The sequence below is a fragment of the Paraburkholderia franconis genome, assembly GCF_009362735.1.
Lineage (GTDB): Bacteria > Pseudomonadota > Gammaproteobacteria > Burkholderiales > Burkholderiaceae > Paraburkholderia > Paraburkholderia franconis.
The window spans coordinates 59,952-78,840 of the sequence record NZ_WHNP01000005.1 but is presented as its reverse complement, the minus strand read 5'-3'; the positions used below and the strand labels follow the sequence as shown (position 1 = coordinate 78,840).

Annotated in this window: 14 protein-coding genes; 5 read left to right on the top strand and 9 right to left on the bottom strand. The window is 64.3% G+C overall.

The features are described 5' to 3' along the window. Position 1 precedes the first annotated feature (1 nt). From GCT13_RS06905 to GCT13_RS06895, 3 genes are all read right to left on the bottom strand, one after another. The gene (locus tag GCT13_RS06905; protein ID WP_152756272.1) at positions 2-1,303 is read right to left on the bottom strand and encodes a patatin-like phospholipase family protein; all 1,302 of its coding nucleotides are present in this window, start codon (positions 1,301-1,303) and stop codon (positions 2-4) included. A gap of 161 nt (positions 1,304-1,464) precedes the next feature. Beyond that, positions 1,465-2,853, bottom strand: a complete 1,389-nt coding sequence (locus tag GCT13_RS06900) for a sigma-54 dependent transcriptional regulator (protein WP_152756270.1) — start codon at positions 2,851-2,853, stop codon at positions 1,465-1,467. A 188-nt stretch (positions 2,854-3,041) separates the two neighbouring features. Beyond that, positions 3,042-3,305 (bottom strand): hypothetical protein, encoded by a 264-nt coding sequence (locus tag GCT13_RS06895; RefSeq protein ID WP_152756268.1) that lies wholly within the window; start codon positions 3,303-3,305, stop codon positions 3,042-3,044. A gap of 14 nt (positions 3,306-3,319) precedes the next feature. Between GCT13_RS06895 and GCT13_RS06890 the strand changes: the two genes are divergently transcribed. Together GCT13_RS06890 and GCT13_RS06885 are read left to right on the top strand one after the other, a co-directional pair. Continuing rightward, the gene (locus GCT13_RS06890; protein ID WP_152756266.1) at positions 3,320-3,661 is read left to right on the top strand and encodes an NIPSNAP family protein; all 342 of its coding nucleotides are present in this window, start codon (positions 3,320-3,322) and stop codon (positions 3,659-3,661) included. Between the two features lie 198 nt (positions 3,662-3,859). Then, a complete protein-coding gene (locus GCT13_RS06885; RefSeq protein WP_152756264.1) occupies positions 3,860-6,424 on the top strand; it encodes a mechanosensitive ion channel domain-containing protein in 2,565 nt (854 codons plus the stop codon). 13 nt (positions 6,425-6,437) lie between these two features. On the opposite strand, the gene GCT13_RS06880 is transcribed toward GCT13_RS06885, so the two are convergent. From GCT13_RS06880 to GCT13_RS06865, 4 genes are all read right to left on the bottom strand, one after another. Then, positions 6,438-6,923, bottom strand: a complete 486-nt coding sequence (locus GCT13_RS06880; protein ID WP_321574222.1) for an SRPBCC family protein — start codon at positions 6,921-6,923, stop codon at positions 6,438-6,440. A gap of 767 nt (positions 6,924-7,690) precedes the next feature. Then, entirely contained in the window at positions 7,691-9,955 is a 2,265-nt protein-coding gene (locus GCT13_RS06875) for an ATP-dependent DNA helicase (protein ID WP_152756262.1), read from the bottom strand. Next, a complete protein-coding gene (locus GCT13_RS06870; RefSeq protein ID WP_321574221.1) occupies positions 9,955-11,739 on the bottom strand; it encodes a VRR-NUC domain-containing protein in 1,785 nt (594 codons plus the stop codon). The genes GCT13_RS06875 and GCT13_RS06870 overlap by 1 nt, the downstream gene beginning before the upstream one ends. Before the next feature lie 125 nt (positions 11,740-11,864). Beyond that, complete coding sequence (locus GCT13_RS06865; protein ID WP_152756260.1) at positions 11,865-13,457, bottom strand: MFS transporter; 1,593 nt, start codon at positions 13,455-13,457, stop codon at positions 11,865-11,867. Between the two features lie 643 nt (positions 13,458-14,100). Between GCT13_RS06865 and GCT13_RS06860 the strand changes: the two genes are divergently transcribed. Continuing rightward, entirely contained in the window at positions 14,101-15,273 is a 1,173-nt protein-coding gene (locus tag GCT13_RS06860) for a TIGR03118 family protein (RefSeq protein ID WP_152756258.1), read from the top strand. A 75-nt stretch (positions 15,274-15,348) separates the two neighbouring features. On the opposite strand, the gene GCT13_RS06855 is transcribed toward GCT13_RS06860, so the two are convergent. Continuing rightward, positions 15,349-16,824: an RNA polymerase factor sigma-54 gene (locus GCT13_RS06855; RefSeq protein WP_152756255.1), complete on the bottom strand. Its 1,476-nt coding sequence runs from the start codon at positions 16,822-16,824 to the stop codon at positions 15,349-15,351. Between the two features lie 484 nt (positions 16,825-17,308). On the opposite strand from GCT13_RS06855, the gene GCT13_RS06850 reads away from it, so the two are divergent. After that, positions 17,309-17,647: a BON domain-containing protein gene (locus tag GCT13_RS06850; RefSeq protein ID WP_152756253.1), complete on the top strand. Its 339-nt coding sequence runs from the start codon at positions 17,309-17,311 to the stop codon at positions 17,645-17,647. A 96-nt stretch (positions 17,648-17,743) separates the two neighbouring features. Here the strand turns inward: GCT13_RS06850 and GCT13_RS06845 are convergent, their stop codons facing one another. Continuing rightward, positions 17,744-18,196 (bottom strand): PA2169 family four-helix-bundle protein, encoded by a 453-nt coding sequence (locus GCT13_RS06845; protein ID WP_152756251.1) that lies wholly within the window; start codon positions 18,194-18,196, stop codon positions 17,744-17,746. 342 nt (positions 18,197-18,538) lie between these two features. Here GCT13_RS06845 and GCT13_RS06840 point away from each other — a divergent pair, with 342 nt between their 5' ends. After that, positions 18,539-18,823 (top strand): hypothetical protein, encoded by a 285-nt coding sequence (locus GCT13_RS06840; RefSeq protein WP_152756249.1) that lies wholly within the window; start codon positions 18,539-18,541, stop codon positions 18,821-18,823. Positions 18,824-18,889: the final 66 nt, after the last annotated feature.

Below are 18,889 nucleotides of genomic sequence, written 5' to 3'. Positions count from 1 at the left end.
TTCACGCCGTCTGCGGCTCCGAGCGATGAATCGATATGCCCTCCATCGGGTCCGGCTCCGCGCTCCACGGCTCGCGTTCGATCATCCGTTGCGCGTCGGCGTAGCCCGCCTGCCAGCGACGCTTGATGCCGTCCGCCGAAAAGTCGATGTCCTTGTGCAGCTCGTCGCTGCCGAAGCTCGGCGCGTCGAGCTCGATTACCTGCATCGTCGTCCCGCAGCCCCAGCCGAGCAGTTCCTTGACGGCCTTCGTATCGCGTTCGTTTTCAGGCAGATGCTTGCCCAGTTCGCGGATCACGTGACGCAGCCGGTGAATCTGCCGCTGTCGTTCGAGGTGGCTCTCGGCGCGGCTCGAATACTGGATGTCGCGCTGCCTGCTCATCGCTTCGTGGATCGACGCGGGCTCGTCGCCGTGTGCGGGCCACAACTGCACGGTGAAGATCACCGAGCTGTGGCGCGGCCGGTCGTCGAGCACCGCTTCGAGCGGCGTGTTCGAATAGATGCCGCCGTCCCAGTACGCCTCGCCGTCGATGCGCACGGACGGAAAGCCCGGCGGAAACGCAGCGGACGCCATCACATGCTGCACGTCGAGCGGCTCGTCGCGGTTGGTGAAATAGCGCATCTGTCCGCTGCCGACGCCGACCGTGCCGACCGTCAGCCGCGTTGCCTTGCCGTTCAGATAATCGAAGTCGATCAATGACGCGAGCGTCTCGCGCAACGGCTCGGTGCGATAGAACGCGGCGTGCTCGAGACCGACGGGCGCTTGCAGGCCGAGCCACGCATCGGCGCGCGGCGTGAAGAACGCCGGAATGCCGTGCGACATGATCGACAGATCGCGCAGCCATTGCTCGTAGCCCGGCATCCACGCGGCCCACGCGCTCCATGCGGCTGTCAGATACGCAGGGATATTCGTGGCAGCGCACGCGGGCGCGAAAGCCGACAGCCAGGTTTTGTGATCGTCCGCGAAGCCCTTCCACGTGACGCGCTCCCAGAACGCGCGCAGACGGCTCATCCTGTCCGCCGGGCGATTGCCCGCGATGATCGCGCCGTTGATCGCGCCAATCGACGTGCCGATCACCCAGTCGGGCTCGATCCGCGCGTCGTGCAGCGCCTCGTACACGCCCGCCTGATACGCGCCGAGCGCGCCGCCGCCTTGCAGCACGAGCACGACCTGCTCATCGATCGCGGGATGCGCGGACGTTTCGCCGGCGACCGCTTCACGCGGGCGCGCAGACGCGTGGGATGCCTGCGCTGCCGCATGCATCGACGGTTTTTTCAGACGGCTCGGCCTGATTGAGCTGGGCATTGCGTTTAGCCTCGTTCATCAACGGTTGCGCGGAAGATTCCGCTGCTCATTTTGACAGAGGCGGCCGGAGATATCAGGGCAAGGTCGCGTGGAGGCGCTCCAGGCGGCCGATTCCCGCTATCCGTGCAGGCGTGGCACGTGCGCCGATGTCGCCGGTTTCGTCAATTCGGGTCGCTGTGGTCGTCGAGGCGTTTGCCGGGCTTGAGTCCGGCGCTGTCCGGCTCGCGCATCCGGTAGGCATCCATCAGGCGGTAAAGCGTGACGCGGGAAATGCCCAGGTCGCGCGCGGCCTCGCCATAGCGCCCGCGATGCCGCAACAGCGCACGTTCGATGGCCATGCGTTCGGCCGCCTCGCGCGCGACGTTCAGCGATACGGGCGTTTGATCCACCAGATGATCCAGTTCGAGATCCTTCGCGGTGATCAATCTGCCTTCGGCCATCACCACGGCCCGTCGAATGCGGTTGCCCAGCTCGCGCACGTTTCCCGGCCACGTGTGCCGGTGTATGGCTTCCATCGCGTCGGGCGCGAAACCCTGCAACCGTCGTCCCGCATCACGCCTGAAATGACCGAGCAGATGAAACGCGAGCAGTTCGATGTCGGCGCCTCGCTCGCGCAACGGCGGCTCCACGATGCGCAGCACGCAAAGCCGGTGATAGAGGTCGTGCCGGAAGCGCCCGTCGGCGATGGCTGCATCGAGATCGACGTGCGTCGCCGAGATGATCCGCACATCGACGTCGACCAGTTCCTGCCCGCCGAGTCGCTCGATCTTGCGTTCCTGCAGAAACCGCAGCAGGCTGGCCTGGCTTTCCAGCGGAAGATCGCCGATTTCGTCTAGAAACAGCGTGCCGCCGTTCGCTGCCTCGACGCGTCCTATCCTGCGTTGCGTGGCCCCCGTAAATGCCCCGCGTTCGTGACCGAACAGCTCCGACTGCACCAGTTCGCGCGATATCGCGCCGCAATTGATCGCGACGAACGGAGCGTCGCGGCGCGAAGACCGTTGATGAATCGCGGCAGCCGTGAGTTCCTTGCCCGTTCCCGATTCGCCGGCTATGAACACGGGTGCATCCGTCGACGCGACCCGTTTGATCGACCGAAAGAGCGCCTGCATCGACTCGCATGAGCCGATCATGTCGCCTTCCGTGACGGTATGAACGGGCGCCTGTTGCTGCGCGCCCGCGAGCGTCGCCATTCCGCGAGCATGCCCGACGGCCCTGACGGCCCTCTCCGGGACCACGGGGACGGTCACATAGTCCGAGCAGTAGTCGCGCACGAGCCGGCGCATCGTCGAATCGGCGAGTTGCCCCGGCGATACGATCGCGACCCAGCCGATATTCGGCATCGCAAGGCAGGCATCGAGCGCTTCGATTTCGTGAAGCGGCAATCCTGCGGCAAGGTCGAGCAGCCCGCCCGCCGCATCGAAACCGCCGAGAGCCTTCATCACTTCCTTCACCGACCTGGCTGATGTCACCTGCCAGTCGCATTGCTCGAAGAATTCACGAATTTCCGCGCTGGGTTTCGCCGACAGGTAGATCAATCGCCGCACGTCCATACTTCCCCCTTCGCGCGCCTGCGTCCGAACGGCAAGAACGCTATTCGGTGTCCACATACTACATGCACCGTCATCGTGAACGGACGCACGATCGTCGCCGGTCCATTCGACATTCTTATCGGCACATGCTTTTTTGACTTTAGGTGGGTAAACGATCACGCACATCGCCACCGACGTCACCGAGATCGTCAGTCTGCCTGATTACCTGTCACGCAGTCATCTACGATCTGCACGGGATGCACACATTCTGGTCGCGTCACGGACACATGAAGGAAGAACACATTTAAAAGCATAGGGGCTGCCGGGCGGCGGTCCACACTGTCATTCATCTGCCGCCGAACAGGCGTCGACACTTCGAGCCAGCCTGAAACATCGCGGAATACGCGTCGCTGATACTGGCCGTCATGCAGCCACATGTCCGGCTGCACGATGGCCCAACGAACCCACGACATCGACAGGAATCTCCATGACGCTCACCTGTTTCATCCGCTATCAGATCGATCCTTTTCAACGTGACGCATTCAGGCAGTACGCCGAGAACTGGGGAGAAATCATTCCGCGCTGCGGCGGCCACCTGATCGGTTATTTTCTGCCGCACGAAGGCACGAACGATATCGCGTGGGGTCTCGTCGCGTTCGACAGCCTCGCCGCCTACGAAGCGTATCGCGCGCGGCTGCGCACCGACCCCGCATCGGTCGAGAACTTCCGCATGGCGCAAGCGAAGCGCTTCATCCTGCGCGAAGAACGGACCTTCACGGAAGCCGTCGACGGCACGCTCGACAAGCCCGCGCGCCCCGGCGAACGCTGATCGTGTGGATGTGTCCACGCCACGTTTATACGTAAGCACCAAAAGCGCGCATCGCACGCTCCGATGCGCGCTGGATCGCCGTTTGCGGAACTTATCGCGCCCCGCCGCTGTCGCTTTATTTTTCAGTCGAAACGTGGTGGCTTCCGGCGCCGCATCGCGTCCAGCCGTACGCGCATCGCCGCCGCCCACCGGCCCTACATGCGCAAATTCCTTTTGATCTGCCTGCTGGCGCTGTTCAGCGCCCCTGCCTTTTCGGCCGTCACGGCGACGGGCGCCTCCGCCACCACCGTCACGCTGACACCCGAACAGGCCCGCGAGGCGCTGGCCGTCCTCAACGACCCGAAAAGACGCGCGCAAATCGAAGACACGCTGACGGCGATTGCCGCGGCAGGCGTGCTCGCGACGCCTGCCGCGCCCGCGCCCGCATCCGGCGCGTCGGCTGCCGCGGCGGCGAGCACATCGGGCGCAAGCGTGCCCGCCGCGTTCAAGTCGAACGGCCTCGCATCGCAGCTGGCGCGCCAGGGCGCGCATTGGCTCGCGCAAGGCGGCGCGACGCTCAGGCGATCGGTGGCCGTGCTGCTCGATACGTCGTCGGCGCGCTACTGGTGGAACGTGCAACTATCCGATCCGCACGAACGCGCGAAGGTCGGTGGCGTGCTGCTCGCGCTGATCGGCACGCTGCTGCCCGCGATCGCGCTCGAATGGCTCGTGCGGCGCGTGCTGCGCCGGGCGCGCGCGGCGGTCATCGCGCGGCGCGAGGCGCGCGAAGCACGCGACGCGGCTCATCAGGCACAAGAAGACGCCGCGGCGCGCGCAGCGGGAGCCGTGAGCGCCGCAGCGACGCCGACCGAAACCGCTACAGACAAGAGCCCACCCGCGAGCCCGGCTGCGCGGTCGATGTCGACACCGCCGTCGTCGGCGGGATCGGCTGCAACGCCCGCCGCGAAACCCGACGCCTTCGACGACGAACAGAAGGAAGCCCGCAGCAAACGCCAGGCGGCGCACCACTGGACCACGCTGCAACGTCTGCCGATGGCCGCGCTGCAACTGTGCGTGCGCATGCTGCCGCTCGTCGCGTTCATCGCGGCGGCGAGCGCGCTGATGTCGTTCTTCACCGACGACGGCACGATTCAGGACGACGCGCTCAACGGGCTGATCGACCTCTATGTGATCTGCCGCGCGATCGTGATCGCGGCGGGCTTTTTCCTGCAACCCGATGCGCCCGGGCTACGCCTGTTGCGGCTGCCCGATAGCTGGGCACTCTTCATGCAGCGCTGGGTGGTCCGCATCGTCAGCGTGATCGGCGTGGGCGGCGCGCTGATCCAGATTTCCACTGTGCTCGGCCTGAGCGATGCGGCACATCTGCCGCTCGTCAAGCTGCTCGCGCTGGTCGGACACGTGATGGTGTCGATCATGATCCTGCAATGCCGCGCGCCGATCGCCGCGCTCGTGCTGGATCGTACGAGCGAGAGCCAGCGTCCGATGAAGCTGCTTGCGCACGGGCTCATCGACATGTGGGCGGGCGTCGCCGTATTCGTCGTGATGGCGCTGTGGTTCGTGTGGGCGCTCGACGTGCACAACGGCTACCGGACGCTGCTACATCTGGGCGGGCTGTCGCTGATCGTGCTGATCGCCGCGCGCATCGTGTCGATCGTGCTTTATGGCGCACTCGGGCGGATCTTCCATGTCGAGGAGGGCGAGAGCCGCTCGCTGCTTCATCAGCACGCGTACCGCTACTATCCGCTGATGCGGCGCGTCGTATCGACCGTCATCATGGCCGTCACCGCGCTCGTGCTGCTACAGGTGTGGGGCATCGGCGTGTGGCAGTTCTTCCGTCCGGGCGCGATCGGCCACCGTCTGACCTCCGCGCTGATCACGATCTGCGTGGCGGCCGTGATCGCGCTGATCGTGTGGGAAGTCGCGAACGTTTCGGTCGAGAAGCGCCTCGATCAATGGACGAAGAGCGGCGATCTCGTGCGCGCCGCGCGTCTGCGCACGCTGGTGCCGATGCTGCGCACGGCCCTCTTCGTCGTGATCGCGATTGTCGTCGTGCTGACGGGCTTGAGCGAGCTTGGCGTGAACACGGCGCCGCTGCTCGCGAGCGCGAGCATCTTCGGCGTCGCGCTCGGCTTTGGTTCGCAAAAGCTCGTGCAAGACTTCATCACAGGGATCTTCCTGCTGATGGAAAACGCGATGCAGGTCGGCGACTGGGTGACGCTCGCGGGCGTGTCGGGGACGGTCGAGTATCTGTCGATCCGCACGGTGCGTCTGCGCGGCGGCGACGGTTCGTTGTTCACGGTGCCGTTCAGTTCCGTGTCGACGGTGAACAACACGAACCGCGGACTCGGCAATGCGGCCGTGAAGGTCAGCATCGCCTACGGTCAGGATGTCGATCTCGCGACCGCGACGCTGAAGGAAATCGGCGCGGCGCTGCGCGAGGACGACAGGTTCAGGGACGGCATCCTGTCGGACTTCAGCTTCTGGGGCGTCGATGCCGTCGATGGCGCGTCCGTCACGCTCGTGGGCCAGATCCAGTGCCGCGACAGCGCGCGCTGGCCGGTGCAGCGCGAATTCAACCGGCGCATTTTCGAGGCGTTCCGCGCGAAAGGCATCGAAATCTCCAATCCGCAGCGCAACGTACTCGTTCCGTCCGATGCGCAACCTGGCATCGCCGGCGAGGAACCCGAAGGACCGCCGCGTCCCGCGAGCGTACCCGACGGCTCGAACAAGGACAAGCCCGAGCCGAAGGCCGCGCGTCACTGACGCATCGTTTGCTTCACGACGAATGCTCGATGCCGACGAGACGCGCATCGAGCAGACTCGCGAGCGCTTCGCCGCCCTGCTGCATCACGTAGTCGTGGTTCCATTTGAAGAACGGACGCGCGAGCGGCGCAAGCAGGTTCATCCAGCCGCGCTTCGTGCGCACGCTCCATTCGTAGCGAACGATTGTCACCGCGTCGAGCGACGAGAACTGCCAGCGCCCCGTGCCCTCGACATCGCCGCACGCTTCGCCTTCGAGCACGACGAGTGGCTCGACGCGCGTCACGCGCATGTCGAACGCGACGCGATACGGCAAGCGGCCTTTCCACGTATAGCGATGCAACGCGCCGACGCCGTCGCTTGCGCCCGTCTCCACTTCGATCACGCGTTCGACGCTTTTCCACCAGTGTGGCCAGGTGGCCGGGTCGTGGATGGCGTCCCATACGGCCTGGAGCGGCGCGTTGATACGCCAGATCGTGGTGAAGCGGTATTCGGTGTGCACTTTCGTTTCCTTTTTTTTCTGCGATGCTGGATGGTTTTTGCTTTTTTGCTGGCATCCGCGATGCGCCTCGCGGCGCGGGCGTTGCCCCTGTGCGGGGCGGCACTCACTTTCTTTGCCGCCGCAAAGAAAGTAAGCAAAGAAAGCGGGCTCACACCGCCAATCCTTGACCTTTACCCACGGGCTCTCAACGTCCCCATGCTTCGCGCTGCAGTGTGCAAGCTTATGTTCGTTGCCAACTTGCTGGCTAAACGTCTCACCCGCTTCATGCACGCGTGGCACGGCTAAGGGCATCGAACGCTTCAGCGCCGCATGTCGGTAGTGAATGCGGATTGCTGTGTCGTACAGGACGCCGCCCGCACTTGTAGCTGCATCGCCTAGCGAGGGTGTCCTGTGTGGTGCGAATGCCTACACACAGTTTGCCGCAAAGGGGCGCAGGAATGTTCGATGTTGCGGGCCGCAACGCGGTTGCATGACGCAGGTGAGGCGTTTAAGTAGTGCGCTGGCAACGAACATCGGCCAGCGTGCTGCCGCATAAAACACGGGGACGTTGAGAACCCGTGGGTAAACGTCAAGCACTGGCGGTGTGAGCCCGCTTTCTTTTGCCTACTTTTCTTTGCGGCGGCAAAGAAAAGTAGGTGCCGCCCCGCACAGGGGCAACGCCCGCGCCGCGAGGCGCATCGCGGATGCCAGCGGCACGCTGAAATAGCCACGCATTTGCGGATGCCGGCGGCACGCTAAAAAACAGCGTCGCAGACAAAAGCAAAAACCTACTGCACTCTCCACCATCGCGGCAACAGCCGCCTGACATCCGCCCGCCGATACCTGTCATCGATCAGATGCACGACGCCCGCATCCTGCTCGGTGCGGATCACCCGCCCCGCCGCCTGCACGACCTTCCGCAAGCCCGGAAACAGATAGGCATAGTCATAGCCATTGCCGAACTTCGCGTCGAACGTGCGGCGCATCTGCTCGTTGACATCGTTCATCTGCGGCAAGCCGAGCGTCGCGATGAACGCGCCGATCAGCTGATCGCCGACGAGATCCACGCCCTCCGAAAACGCGCCGCCCAGCACGGCAAAGCCGACGCCCGCTCCGCTCGCGCGAAAGCGCGCCAGAAACGCGCCGCGCGCCGCTTCGTCCATGCGCGGCTCCTGCGTCCAGATGGGCACCTGCGGATGACGCTCGCGCATCGAATCGACGACGCGCTGAAGATAGTCGAAGCTGCTGAGAAAGCCGAGATAGTTGCCGGGACGCTGAGCGTACTGCTCCGCGATCAGATCGACGATCGGCGCGAGCGAGCGCTCGCGGTCGCGCCAGCGCGTCGATACGTGATGCGCGACATGCACGTCCAGTTGCTCCGCCCTGAACGGCCCTTCGACGTCGAGCCAGCCGGTGTCGTCGGGCAGGCCGAGCATGTCGCGATAGAAGTGCTGCGGACTGAGCGTGCCCGAGAACAGAACCGTCGCGCGCGCGGCCGCATAGCGCGGCTTGAGGAACGGCGCGGGAATCACGTTGCGCACGCAAAGCAATGTCGACGACTTCGCGCGCGCAGCCGCTTGATACGAATCGAGCGTCACGTCGACAATCGAGTGATCGCCGAACGCCTCGACTAGCGACACGAAATGCAGCGCATCGAAATAGAAACGCAGCACTGTATCGTCGATGGGTTGCGGCGCTTCGGCAAGCTGATCGCCGATCGACGCGATCAGATTCTGTACCCCCGATTGCAGCTTCGGCGGCACGGCGGCCAGCACTTCGTACGCTGCATTTCGCTCGCGGTTCAATGCATTCCACTCGCGATTCACGCGGTCGAATGGCTTCTTCAGCGCAGCGGGCGCCGCATGACGTGCGCCACGAAACGCGCCCTGATCGAGCGTCGCGCTGTACATACGGCGCGCGCGGTCGGGCAGATTGTGCGCCTCGTCGACGAGGACCGCGACGCGCCAGCCGTTCATCTGCGTGAGCGCATACAGCATCGCGCTGCCGTCGAAGTAGTAGTTGTAGTCGCCGATCACGACATCGCACCAGCGCGACAACTCCTGCGCAAGATAGTACGGACAGACGCCGTGCGCGAGCGCCGCTTCGCGCACGGCCGCGCGATCGAGCATGCGCGACTGCAAGGCCGTGTCGCGCGCAGCGGGCAGCCGGTCATAGAAGCCGCGCGCGAGCGGACACGATTCGCCGTCGCATGACTTGTCGGGATGCTCGCACGCCTTGTCGCGCGCGACGAGTTCGAGCGTGCGCAGCGGCAACGCATCCTCGCTTCGATGCAGTGATCCGATCGCATCGAGCGCGAGCGCGCGGCCCGGAGTCTTCGCGGTCAGAAAGAACACACGATCGAGATGATCCGCCCCGCACGCCTTCAGCAGCGGAAAGATCGTGCCGAGCGTCTTGCCGATGCCCGTCGGCGCTTGCGCCATCAGACAGCGCCCGTCGCGCGCGGCGCGAAACACGGCCACCGACAGATCGCGCTGCCCGCTGCGAAACTCGCTATACGGAAAGCGCAACGCGTTCAGCGCCGCATTGCGCGCATCGCGATGCGCTGCCTCGCGCGCGGCCCACGCAACGAAACGTTCGCACTGGTCCTCGAAGAACGCGCGCAACGACGCGGCCGTGTGCCGCTCGGTCAGCAAGGTTTCCTTCTGGTCCGCGATGTCGAAGTAGACGAGCGCGACCGTGAGTTCGTCAAGTTCGCGCGCCACGCACAGCAGATGGCCATACACGAGGGCCTGCGCCCAATGCAGCACGCGATGGTTCGCAGGCATCCGCTCCAGATCGCCCCGATGCGTCTTGATCTCTTCGAGCCGGTTGAGCGCTGGGTCGTAGCCGTCGGCGCGGCCGCGCACGGTGAGCGAACCATGCGTGCCCGTCAGCGTGATCTCGGTTTCGTAGCCTGACGCGCGCCGCGCCGTCACGGCCTGATGCCCCGCGATGCCTTCAAGCGCCGAAGGCGCGGGCGTGAAGCGCAGATCGAGATCGCCGCGCCGCGCGGTGAATTCGCACAGCGTGCGCACGGCGACGATGTAAGTCATTAGGCCGCCTCCGTGTCGCTGACGTCGCTGATGTCGCTGACGCCATTGATGTCGCCGACGTCCACGCTGGCAATCGTATTCGCATCGTCGTCGCCGCCGACCCAGCGCACGTCGAGCACGCTCACGGGCATGCCGTGCTGCACGCAGAACTCGAGCCAGCGGATCTGGTTGTCCTGTAGACGATCGCCCGGCCCTTTCACTTCGATCGACTCGTAGCGCCGCTCGCGCGGCCAGAAGCGGATCAGATCGGGCAAGCCCGAACGGTTCGCGCGAACATCGGACAGCAGCCGCTCGAACCACAGCTTCAAATGCGCAGCGGGCAGGCAATCGAGCGCGAGCGTCAGCAGTTCGGGCGTCAGCATGCCCCAGAACACGAATGGCGATTGCAACCCTGCTTTGGTTTCGAAGTGACGCTGTATCGTCGCGCGATATTCGCCGCTGTCGAGTTGCGCGAAGCACGCGTCGAACAGCGCGGCGCGGCGCGCGCGAAAGTCCGGCGCATGCAGATCGGCGGGACCGCGCTGGAACGGGTGGAAAAACGCGCCGGGCACGGCTGCGAACACGGGCTCCCAGCACAAGAGGCCGAACAGCGAATTGATCAGCGCGTTCTCGACGTAATGAACAGGCGCGTCTTCCGTCGACAGATGATCGCGTGCGATATATTCGACTGCAAACGGATCGGCAGGACGCGGCAGTTCGAGCATGCTGCGCGGTACGGCGCGTGCTTTCGCCACCTTGTGCGCCGCAAGTCCGAGCCGTCGTTGCAGACGCGGCACGATACGCGCAAGACGCTGCAACTCCTCCTCGCTTTCCGGTTCGCCGGCGGCTTGAAGGGCCAGCGCGAGCGCTTGTGCATCGCGGCCCGCACGTTCGAGCACGCGCATACGACGGTGCCGCGCGCCCGGCCACGCGCAGCGCTCGTAGACGCGCAACGCCGCATTCCAGTCATGCCGGCGTTCGGCATGCTGGCCGATCGCGAACAGCAGTTTCGCGCGGCGCAGCGCAAGCCATGCGTTGCCTTGCGTATCGATTGCATCGACGGCTTCGAGCAGCGGCTCCAGTGCCTCGCCACCCGTCAGCTCCAGCGCTTCGCGGCACGCGTGCAGCGCCAGATAGCAGTCGACATCGGCCCTTTGCTGAAACGCGCGCGACGAATCGGCAAACGCGACGCGCTCGTACTGGAACACGCCAAGATCGGCGAGCACGAACTCGGACCAGTCCTGATGCAGATTGCCGAAGAACATCACCCTGAAACGCTCGCACAGCGGCGCGACGAGCACGCGCAACGCGGCTTCATCCGACGCGGCATCCCACTCGCGATAACGCCGTTGCCTCGCATGCGCCGCATGGTCCGCGTGCGCGCGCAATCCTTCGAGCCACTCGGCCTTGCGCGCGCCCTTGAGCGCGGGCGCGTCGGCGAACATGCGCTGAAGCTCCGGGCGCGTCGCGAGCGCGAACAGTTCGTCGAGCGACACGTGCGCATCCGCATCGATCCATCCGAGCGCGGCAAGCGGCGCGGCGGCCTGCACGGGGCAGCCGATCTCCGCATACGCGAGGCGCCCCGTGCGAAACAGCGTGCCCTTGCGCATCAGCATCCGGACGAGCAGCGCGCGCGACGCTCGCGGCAAACATGCCGCGCCGTGCAGAAACGTGTGCAGAAAAGCGCGCTCGACGTCGTCGAGCAAATCGTCGTAACGCTCGGCGATCCACGCGAGCGCGCGCTCGAAATTCAGCAGGTAGTAGAAGGAAGACCCGGAATATGGATCGGGTGCGTCGGTCGGCACGAATGTCGGGAGCACAAAGGCTGAAGAAGGACTGTATATCTATACAGCCATCATAGCAAAAGCCGCCGCGCGTCCCGGCGGAAGCAACGCAATACGACCTGAATGACCACCTCACTGCGACGAAGTCACGTGCCGCGCACTTCGGCCTCCGCATACGTGACCTGTACAGCGGGCACGAACCACGCGAGGCACAGCCCGATCAACGCCGCCAGGGCCGCGACGGCAAGCCCGATATGAATCGACACGACGAGCGCTTCGCGCGCCATGTGCATCATCGGGTCGCCGGAATGCCCGGCTGCCACCAGCCGCTCGATCAGCGCCGACTGCTCCGCGCGATCGACCAGCACATCGGGACTCGCGAACGACTTGAGCCACTGCGTCGCCTGATACGAATCGAGCGAACGGTTCACGCCCTGCGTATACAGATGCCCGAGCAGCGCGCCCGTGATCGCCGTGCCGAGCATGCCGCCGAAGATGCGCAGCGATTGCAGCAACGCCGTCACCGCGCCGAGATGATCGCGCGCGACGATCTGTTGCGAGCAGATCGTCAGATTCGTCACGACAAGGCCGAGCCCGAGTCCGCTCAGGCCCATGCACGACATCCATACGATATGCGGCTCGTTGCCCTTGAGCGCGACAAGCGCGAGACAGCCGATCACGCACAGCGCAAAGCCGATATACATGAGGCCATTCGCGCGGCGGATGCGCGTGACGATGCGATTGTTGAGCACGCTGCCGACCGTGGTGCCGAGCAGCAAGGGCGTGATCAGCATGCCGGAGTCGTGCGGCGACATCGCATAGCCGCCCTGGAACAGCAGCGGCACATAGAACACCATCGAGAACAGCGCAAAGCCGCCGAGCACGGCCATCGCGAACAGCGCTGCGAGCTTGCGATCGAGCAGCACATCGACGGGCACGACGGGATAGCCCATGCGCTTTTCCCAGAAGTACAGCGTCAAGCCGCAGACGGTCGTGATCGCGAAGAGCAGGACTGTCGGCCCGCTGATTCCTTCCTTCGGCAGCAGTTCGATCAGCAGTTGCAGCGCGCCGAACGTCACGGCGACGACGAATGCGCCGAGCCAGTCGAGCTGGATCGGTCCGCGTTCCTTCAGCCGACGCAACTTCGGCACGAACAGCTGAACGAAAACCAGCGACACCACGCCGATGGGCACGTTGACGAAGAACACGAGCCGCCAGCCCTGCATCTGCGTGAGCACGCCGCCCAGCGTCGGCCCGACGATGTTCGCGATGCCGAACGACGACGTGACGAACACGAGCCAGCGAAGCCGCAGCTTCGGGTCCGGGAACAGATCGGCGACCGTCGCGAACACAGTGCCGATCAGGATGCCGCCGCCGATGCCTTGCAGGCCACGCGCGGCCACGAGAAACAGCATGTTGGTCGCGAGCCCGCACAGCATCGAGGCGAGCGTGAACAACAGGATCGCCGCGAGCAGGAACGGCTTGCGCCCGTACAGATCGCCGAGCCGCCCGAAGATCGGGATCGTGATGACGGATGCGAGCATGTACGACGTCGCGACCCACGCGTAGAAATCGAAGCCCTTCAGGTCGGCGACGATGCGCGGCAGCGCCGTGCCGACAATCGTCTGATCCAGCGCGACCAGCATCGAAACGAATGCGATGCCGAGCATCGCGAGCAGCGATTCGCGAAACGGCAGCAATTGACGATGAGGATCATGAACGGCGATGGCGGACATCATGGCGTGCTCCACCCGGAAGGACGCGCCCGTTGCCGACGTGCGAACAGGCGGTATTCTTCATGCAGAGTGGTACGCGCGCCTGAAAATAGCAAGGCAATTGCTCGGCGCGTGTCCCTGCCGGCGCACGGTTTGCGCATGGCAAGCGCTTTTAAGCTGACTGCACATATCGGCTTTTTCGCGCGCGGCAGCGCGCGCAGTTGGACAGGATTGCACTGGAATAACAGCCGTCGATCCTGCCTATACTTCCGTAGCCATTCCGAACATAGATAAGGGGCCGCCGTCGCACGACGTTCTTATCGATCTGCTCTCACGAATGCGCGACGGCGGCCCGGATGCGGTGGTCATATACAACACCGCATTGGACGCTTCGCCCTGTCACGACACGTCATATGGAACACTCCGATGGCATACAGCGCGCACGCGGCCTGACGCAACGGACACGCGACCATGCCCGCCGATTTTTAATCAGAATAACGGAATAATCACGCTTTCCATTCGTTGCGCAACGCCCTTCAATCCACCCGGCTCAGCGTTTGAAAATCACGCGCGAAATAAGTCCGCGCAGACCAGGAATAAACGCCGCCCCCTCCTCGTTCAATGACCGTCACGTCCTGTGGACAAGACAGGAACAAGGAGTACGACCATGAAGTCTCTAGTCGAGGTGTTCGGCATCACGGCGTGTGCAGCTACTCTGGCAACACTCGTGTCATGCGGCGGTGGTTCCAGCTCGAACAATCCCAGCCCGCCTGTGCAGTCGTCGTTCACCGCGACGGCACTCGTCTCGGATGGCGTCGTGCCTGCATCGCACACCGACCCGAACCTGAAGAACCCTTGGGGTGTCGCCTTCAATCCGAAAGGCTTCGCCTGGGTCGCGGACAACGGCACCAATGTCGCGACGCTCTATGACGGCAACGGCGTGCCGCAATCGCTGGTGGTCACGATACCCAACGGCAAGAACGGTACGGCATCGCCGACGGGCATCGTGTTCAACGGCACGCAGAGCTTCAACGTCACGCAGAACGGCAAATCAGGGATCGCCGCATTCATCTTCGCGGGCGAAGGCGGCACCATCACCGCGTGGGCACCCGCCGTCGGACCGACCAACGCATTCACCATGTACGACGACGGCACAGGCGGTGCCGTGTACAAAGGCCTCGCGCTCGCGGCGAACAACGGCGGCAACTTCCTCTATGCCACCGACTTCCACAACAACAAGATCGACGTCTTCGATACCAACTTCGCGAAGGTCGCGATGCCCGGCGGCTTCCACGATCCGGCGATTCCCGCCGGCTTCGCGCCGTTCGGCATCCAGGCGATCGGCACCAACCTGTTCGTTACATACGCGATGCAAGACCCCGCCAAGCACGACGACGTCGCCGGTGCTGGGCTCGGCATGGTCGATGTGTACGATACGGCAGGCAATCTCAAGCAGCACTTCGCGACGGGCGGCGCGTTGAACGCGCCGTGGGGCATCGCGCAGGCGCCCGCCAACTTCGGCTCGCTGAGCGGCGCGATACTGATCGGCAACTTCGGCGACGGCCTGATTCACGCGTTCAACGCATCGACGGGCCAATCGATGGGCTCGCTCAATGGCACGACGGGCAGCCCGATCGTCCACGACGGCTTGTGGGGCCTCGCATTCGGCAATGACCTCAGCAACCAGCCTTCGACTACGCTGTTCTTCGCGGCGGGACCAAATGACGAAGCGGATGGCGTCTACGGAAGAATCGATCTGAGTCCGACGCCGACCCCTGGCTCGACCACGGGATCGGGCACAGGCACGAGCTCGACGGGAGGTTCGAGCACCGGCATGTAGCGCTTTTCAAGCAGTAAATAAAAAACGGCCGCTCGCGCACGACGAGCGGCCGTTTTTTTCCGGCGAGCCCCGGCGTCAGACCTGGCGACGCAACTCCGCAGGCGGCACCTTCATCAGATGACGGTACTTCGCGACCGTGCGTCGCGCGACGAGCACGCCCTGGTCCGCGAGCATCTTCGCGAGCGCGACGTCCGACAGCGGATCGCGCGTGTTTTCCGCGGCGATCATTTCCTTCAGCAGCGCGCGCACGGCCGCTGCCGAGCAGGTGCCGCCGCTCTCCGTGCCCAGTTCGCGCGGGAAGAAATGCTTGAACTCGAAGATGCCGCGCGGCGTCGCCATGTACTTGTTGCCCGTCGCGCGCGAGATCGTCGATTCGTGCAGCCCGAGCTCCTCCGCGACATCGCGCAGCACCAGTGGCTTCAACGCGATCTCGCCGTACTGGAAGAACGGCCTCTGATGCGCAACGATGCATTCGGCGACCCGCTGAATCGTGTCGAAGCGCTGCTGCGCATTGCGGATCAACCAGCGCGCTTCCTGCAACTGCTGCGCAAGCGGTGAGCGGCTCGCGCCCGCCGACTGCGCGAACAGCTCCGCGTACATCCGATGGATACGCGCGCGCGGCAGCACAGCGGGATTCACGGTCACGACCCACTTGTTGCGGACGTTGCGCACGATCACATCGGGGACGATGTAGTTGTCGTCCGCGCGGCCATACGAATTGCCCGGCTTCGGGTCGAGCTTGCGCACGAGCGCGCAGGCGATCCGCAGTTCCTCCGCAGTGCAGCCGATCTGCTTCTGCAATTCCGCATGCTCGCGCCGCGCAAGCCGGTCGAGGTGATGCTCGACGACCTGCTTCGCGACATCGCGCGCGGGTGTATCCGCAGGCATTGCGTCGAGTTGCAGCGACAGGCATTCCGACAGCGAGCGCGCCGCGAGCCCCGGACGATCGAGCGTCTGCACGAGACGCAGCGCGACCAGCAGCTCTTCTTCCGTCAGCGGAGGGTCGAACTCCACGATGTCCGTGAGGTCCGCGAGGTCCTGGCGCAGATAGCCGTCGTCATCGAGCGCTTCGATCACCAGCCGCGCAACTTCGCGATCGTGATCGTCGAGCCGGTACAGACGCAGCGCGTCGTGCAACTGCTCATGCAGCGTCGGCTGCACGCGTGCCCATTCGGTCGGGTCGGCCGCTTCCGAGTCGCCGTTGTAGCGCGACGGTCCGCGGCCATAGCCGTCGCCCGCAAAGTCGCCGCCGCCGTCGTCGGACGAAACGGAAGTCTCCGCAGCCGGCTCCGCCGCCGAGCCTTCGAGTGCGGTATCGCGTTCGGCAGCAGGCAATGCTTCGCCCTCGGCCGCCGTGCCATCCGCCGTCTTCCCGTCCGAGACGTCGTCGGGAGCGGTCGGGTCGTATTCGAGGAAGGGATTCGTATCGAGTGCGTTGCGCAGTTCCTGCTGGAATTCCAGCGACGACAGTTGAAGCAGGCGCACGGACTGCTGCAGACGCGGCGTGAGCGCAAACGATTGCTTCGCGCGTAGTTCAATTGAAGGCGGCATACAGACTTTCCTTTCCTGTGTACGAGGCTACGAGTCGGCAGTGTGTTGGATGCGATTACGCAACTGTCGTACCAGGTTCCACAACTGTCTGTTTTGATTCGCCTTTGTCCGTTCCGAATGCCGATCCAATAAGCACTTTGCGCGCCGAATTTACAAATGCCCTGAAATTCGGACCCAATCATCGCGCATCGCCCGCAAGCGCCTGGCGGCTTGCAACAAGCGTTTCGCCTTGTCGCTCGCGAATTTGAAAGCGTCTCGACAGCAAGCATGCGGCGGTGCGGCACATCGCTTGCTGAGCGCCTTTCAGGGACGCACGGCGTGCGTCGCGCGAGCAACGCACAGCCTTTGCGCTCCCGTGTCGGCGACGGACCAGACGGAACCGCGGCGGCAGTGGTCTTTGGTCTGGTCATCGGCGGCGAGGGCCGCAATCGATCGCACGGACAACAGGACCGCATCCCCGATCATCAACCGAGAAGGAGAAACCATGAAAACCATCCCGTTCCTCAAGGCCGCAAGCAGCATCGCATGTGTTGCATTCGCACTGAACGCTACCGCGCAGACTACGGCGTCGGCGCCGCCGGCAACGTCAGAAAGCGTTGGCCAGCACATCGACGATGGCACGGTGACAACCAAGGTCAAGGCGGAACTGCTCGGCGCGAAGAACGTGAAGTCCACGCACATTCACGTGAAGACCCGCAAGGGCATCGTGTGGCTGAGCGGCACGGTGCCGTCCGCCGAAGACAAGACGGCCGCGCAGGACGTCGTGCAGAACGTGTCCGGCGTGAAGGGTGTGAAAAACCATCTGAAGATCGAGGCCGAATGACTGCTGCCGGGCGCCGCCGGATGATCGTCACCTGATCGCGACGCTCGCGAAGCATGGAACATGGCCGCCCGTCTGCATGGGCGGCCATGTTTTTTCTCAGCTCTTCATTGCCGCATACTGTTCGCGCATCGCGCGAATGCGCTCGTGATTTTGCAGCACACCCTGATACAGCCGCTCGACGACGGCGCGCACATCGGCGGGCAGGTCCTTCTCGAGCGCATCGTGAAACCGCTTCTTCGCGACGTCTTCGCCTTTTTCGCAATCGGCGAGGATCGCGTGATCCGAGCGGCTGCCGACAGCCGACTTCACATCGAGCCAGCCGCGATGCAGCGCCCCCGCCACGCTGCCGCCGCTTTCGGGCTTGCCGCCCAGCTGCAGCACGAGGTCCTGCAATTCGCGCGCGCCGCGCGAGCAGTTCGCGGCGCTTTCGAGCAGCGCGTCGTTCACGCTCGCGTGTTGCGCTTCCTCTGCTGCTTTCATGAAGCCGCGTTCACCGTCCTTCGACATTTCGATCAGATCGTTCAGCACGGCAATGACATTGGTCGTCATGACTTCGCTCCCGTTCAGGTGACGCTTCAGCTAACGCATGAAACACGCTCACGCACGCACTCGTCATGCCCGCGTGGTAGCGAGACGTGGCGGCGACGCCGTTCGTATCGGTTGGCGTCTTTTCCAATGCGGCGAGTAAATGATGCAGGCCTCAAGCGACGCGCACTGCCCGCATTGCGCTGAAAGCCGCGCCACGCAAACGTTCGAGATAGCGGCACGCATATTGCTGCATCGAGCGCTGGCCCATTCTCACGCCTTTCGCAGACAGCAAACGCGGGGCGCTTGATTACACGATCTCAGATCACATAAAAGGGCCGGCATTCGACAAGGGAGAGCCTCACCATGAACATCAGGAGCGCGGAGCGTCTGCTCCTCGTCGCTATCGTCACTTCAGCCGTCGTCGCGCAGGTGCGCGTACATGCGCTGCCATCCGTAAAAGCCGACGCATCCACGCAGACGAGAATGGCGCAACCGCGGCCCACGCGCGAAGTGCCGACGTGCGACGAAGCGCGCGGCGTCATGCTACGCGCAGCATGCGAGACGCGGCACGATCGGCGCCCCATCGACGGTTACGACCGTGAAATAGAACGCACGCATCATCCGCGCGTGAGCGACGGCTGGGTCTGATCGCCGGCTGCTTCGCACTCAGGCGCGCGAACAGCGCAAGCAGCGCGCGCCCCTGTGTGAGCCGTA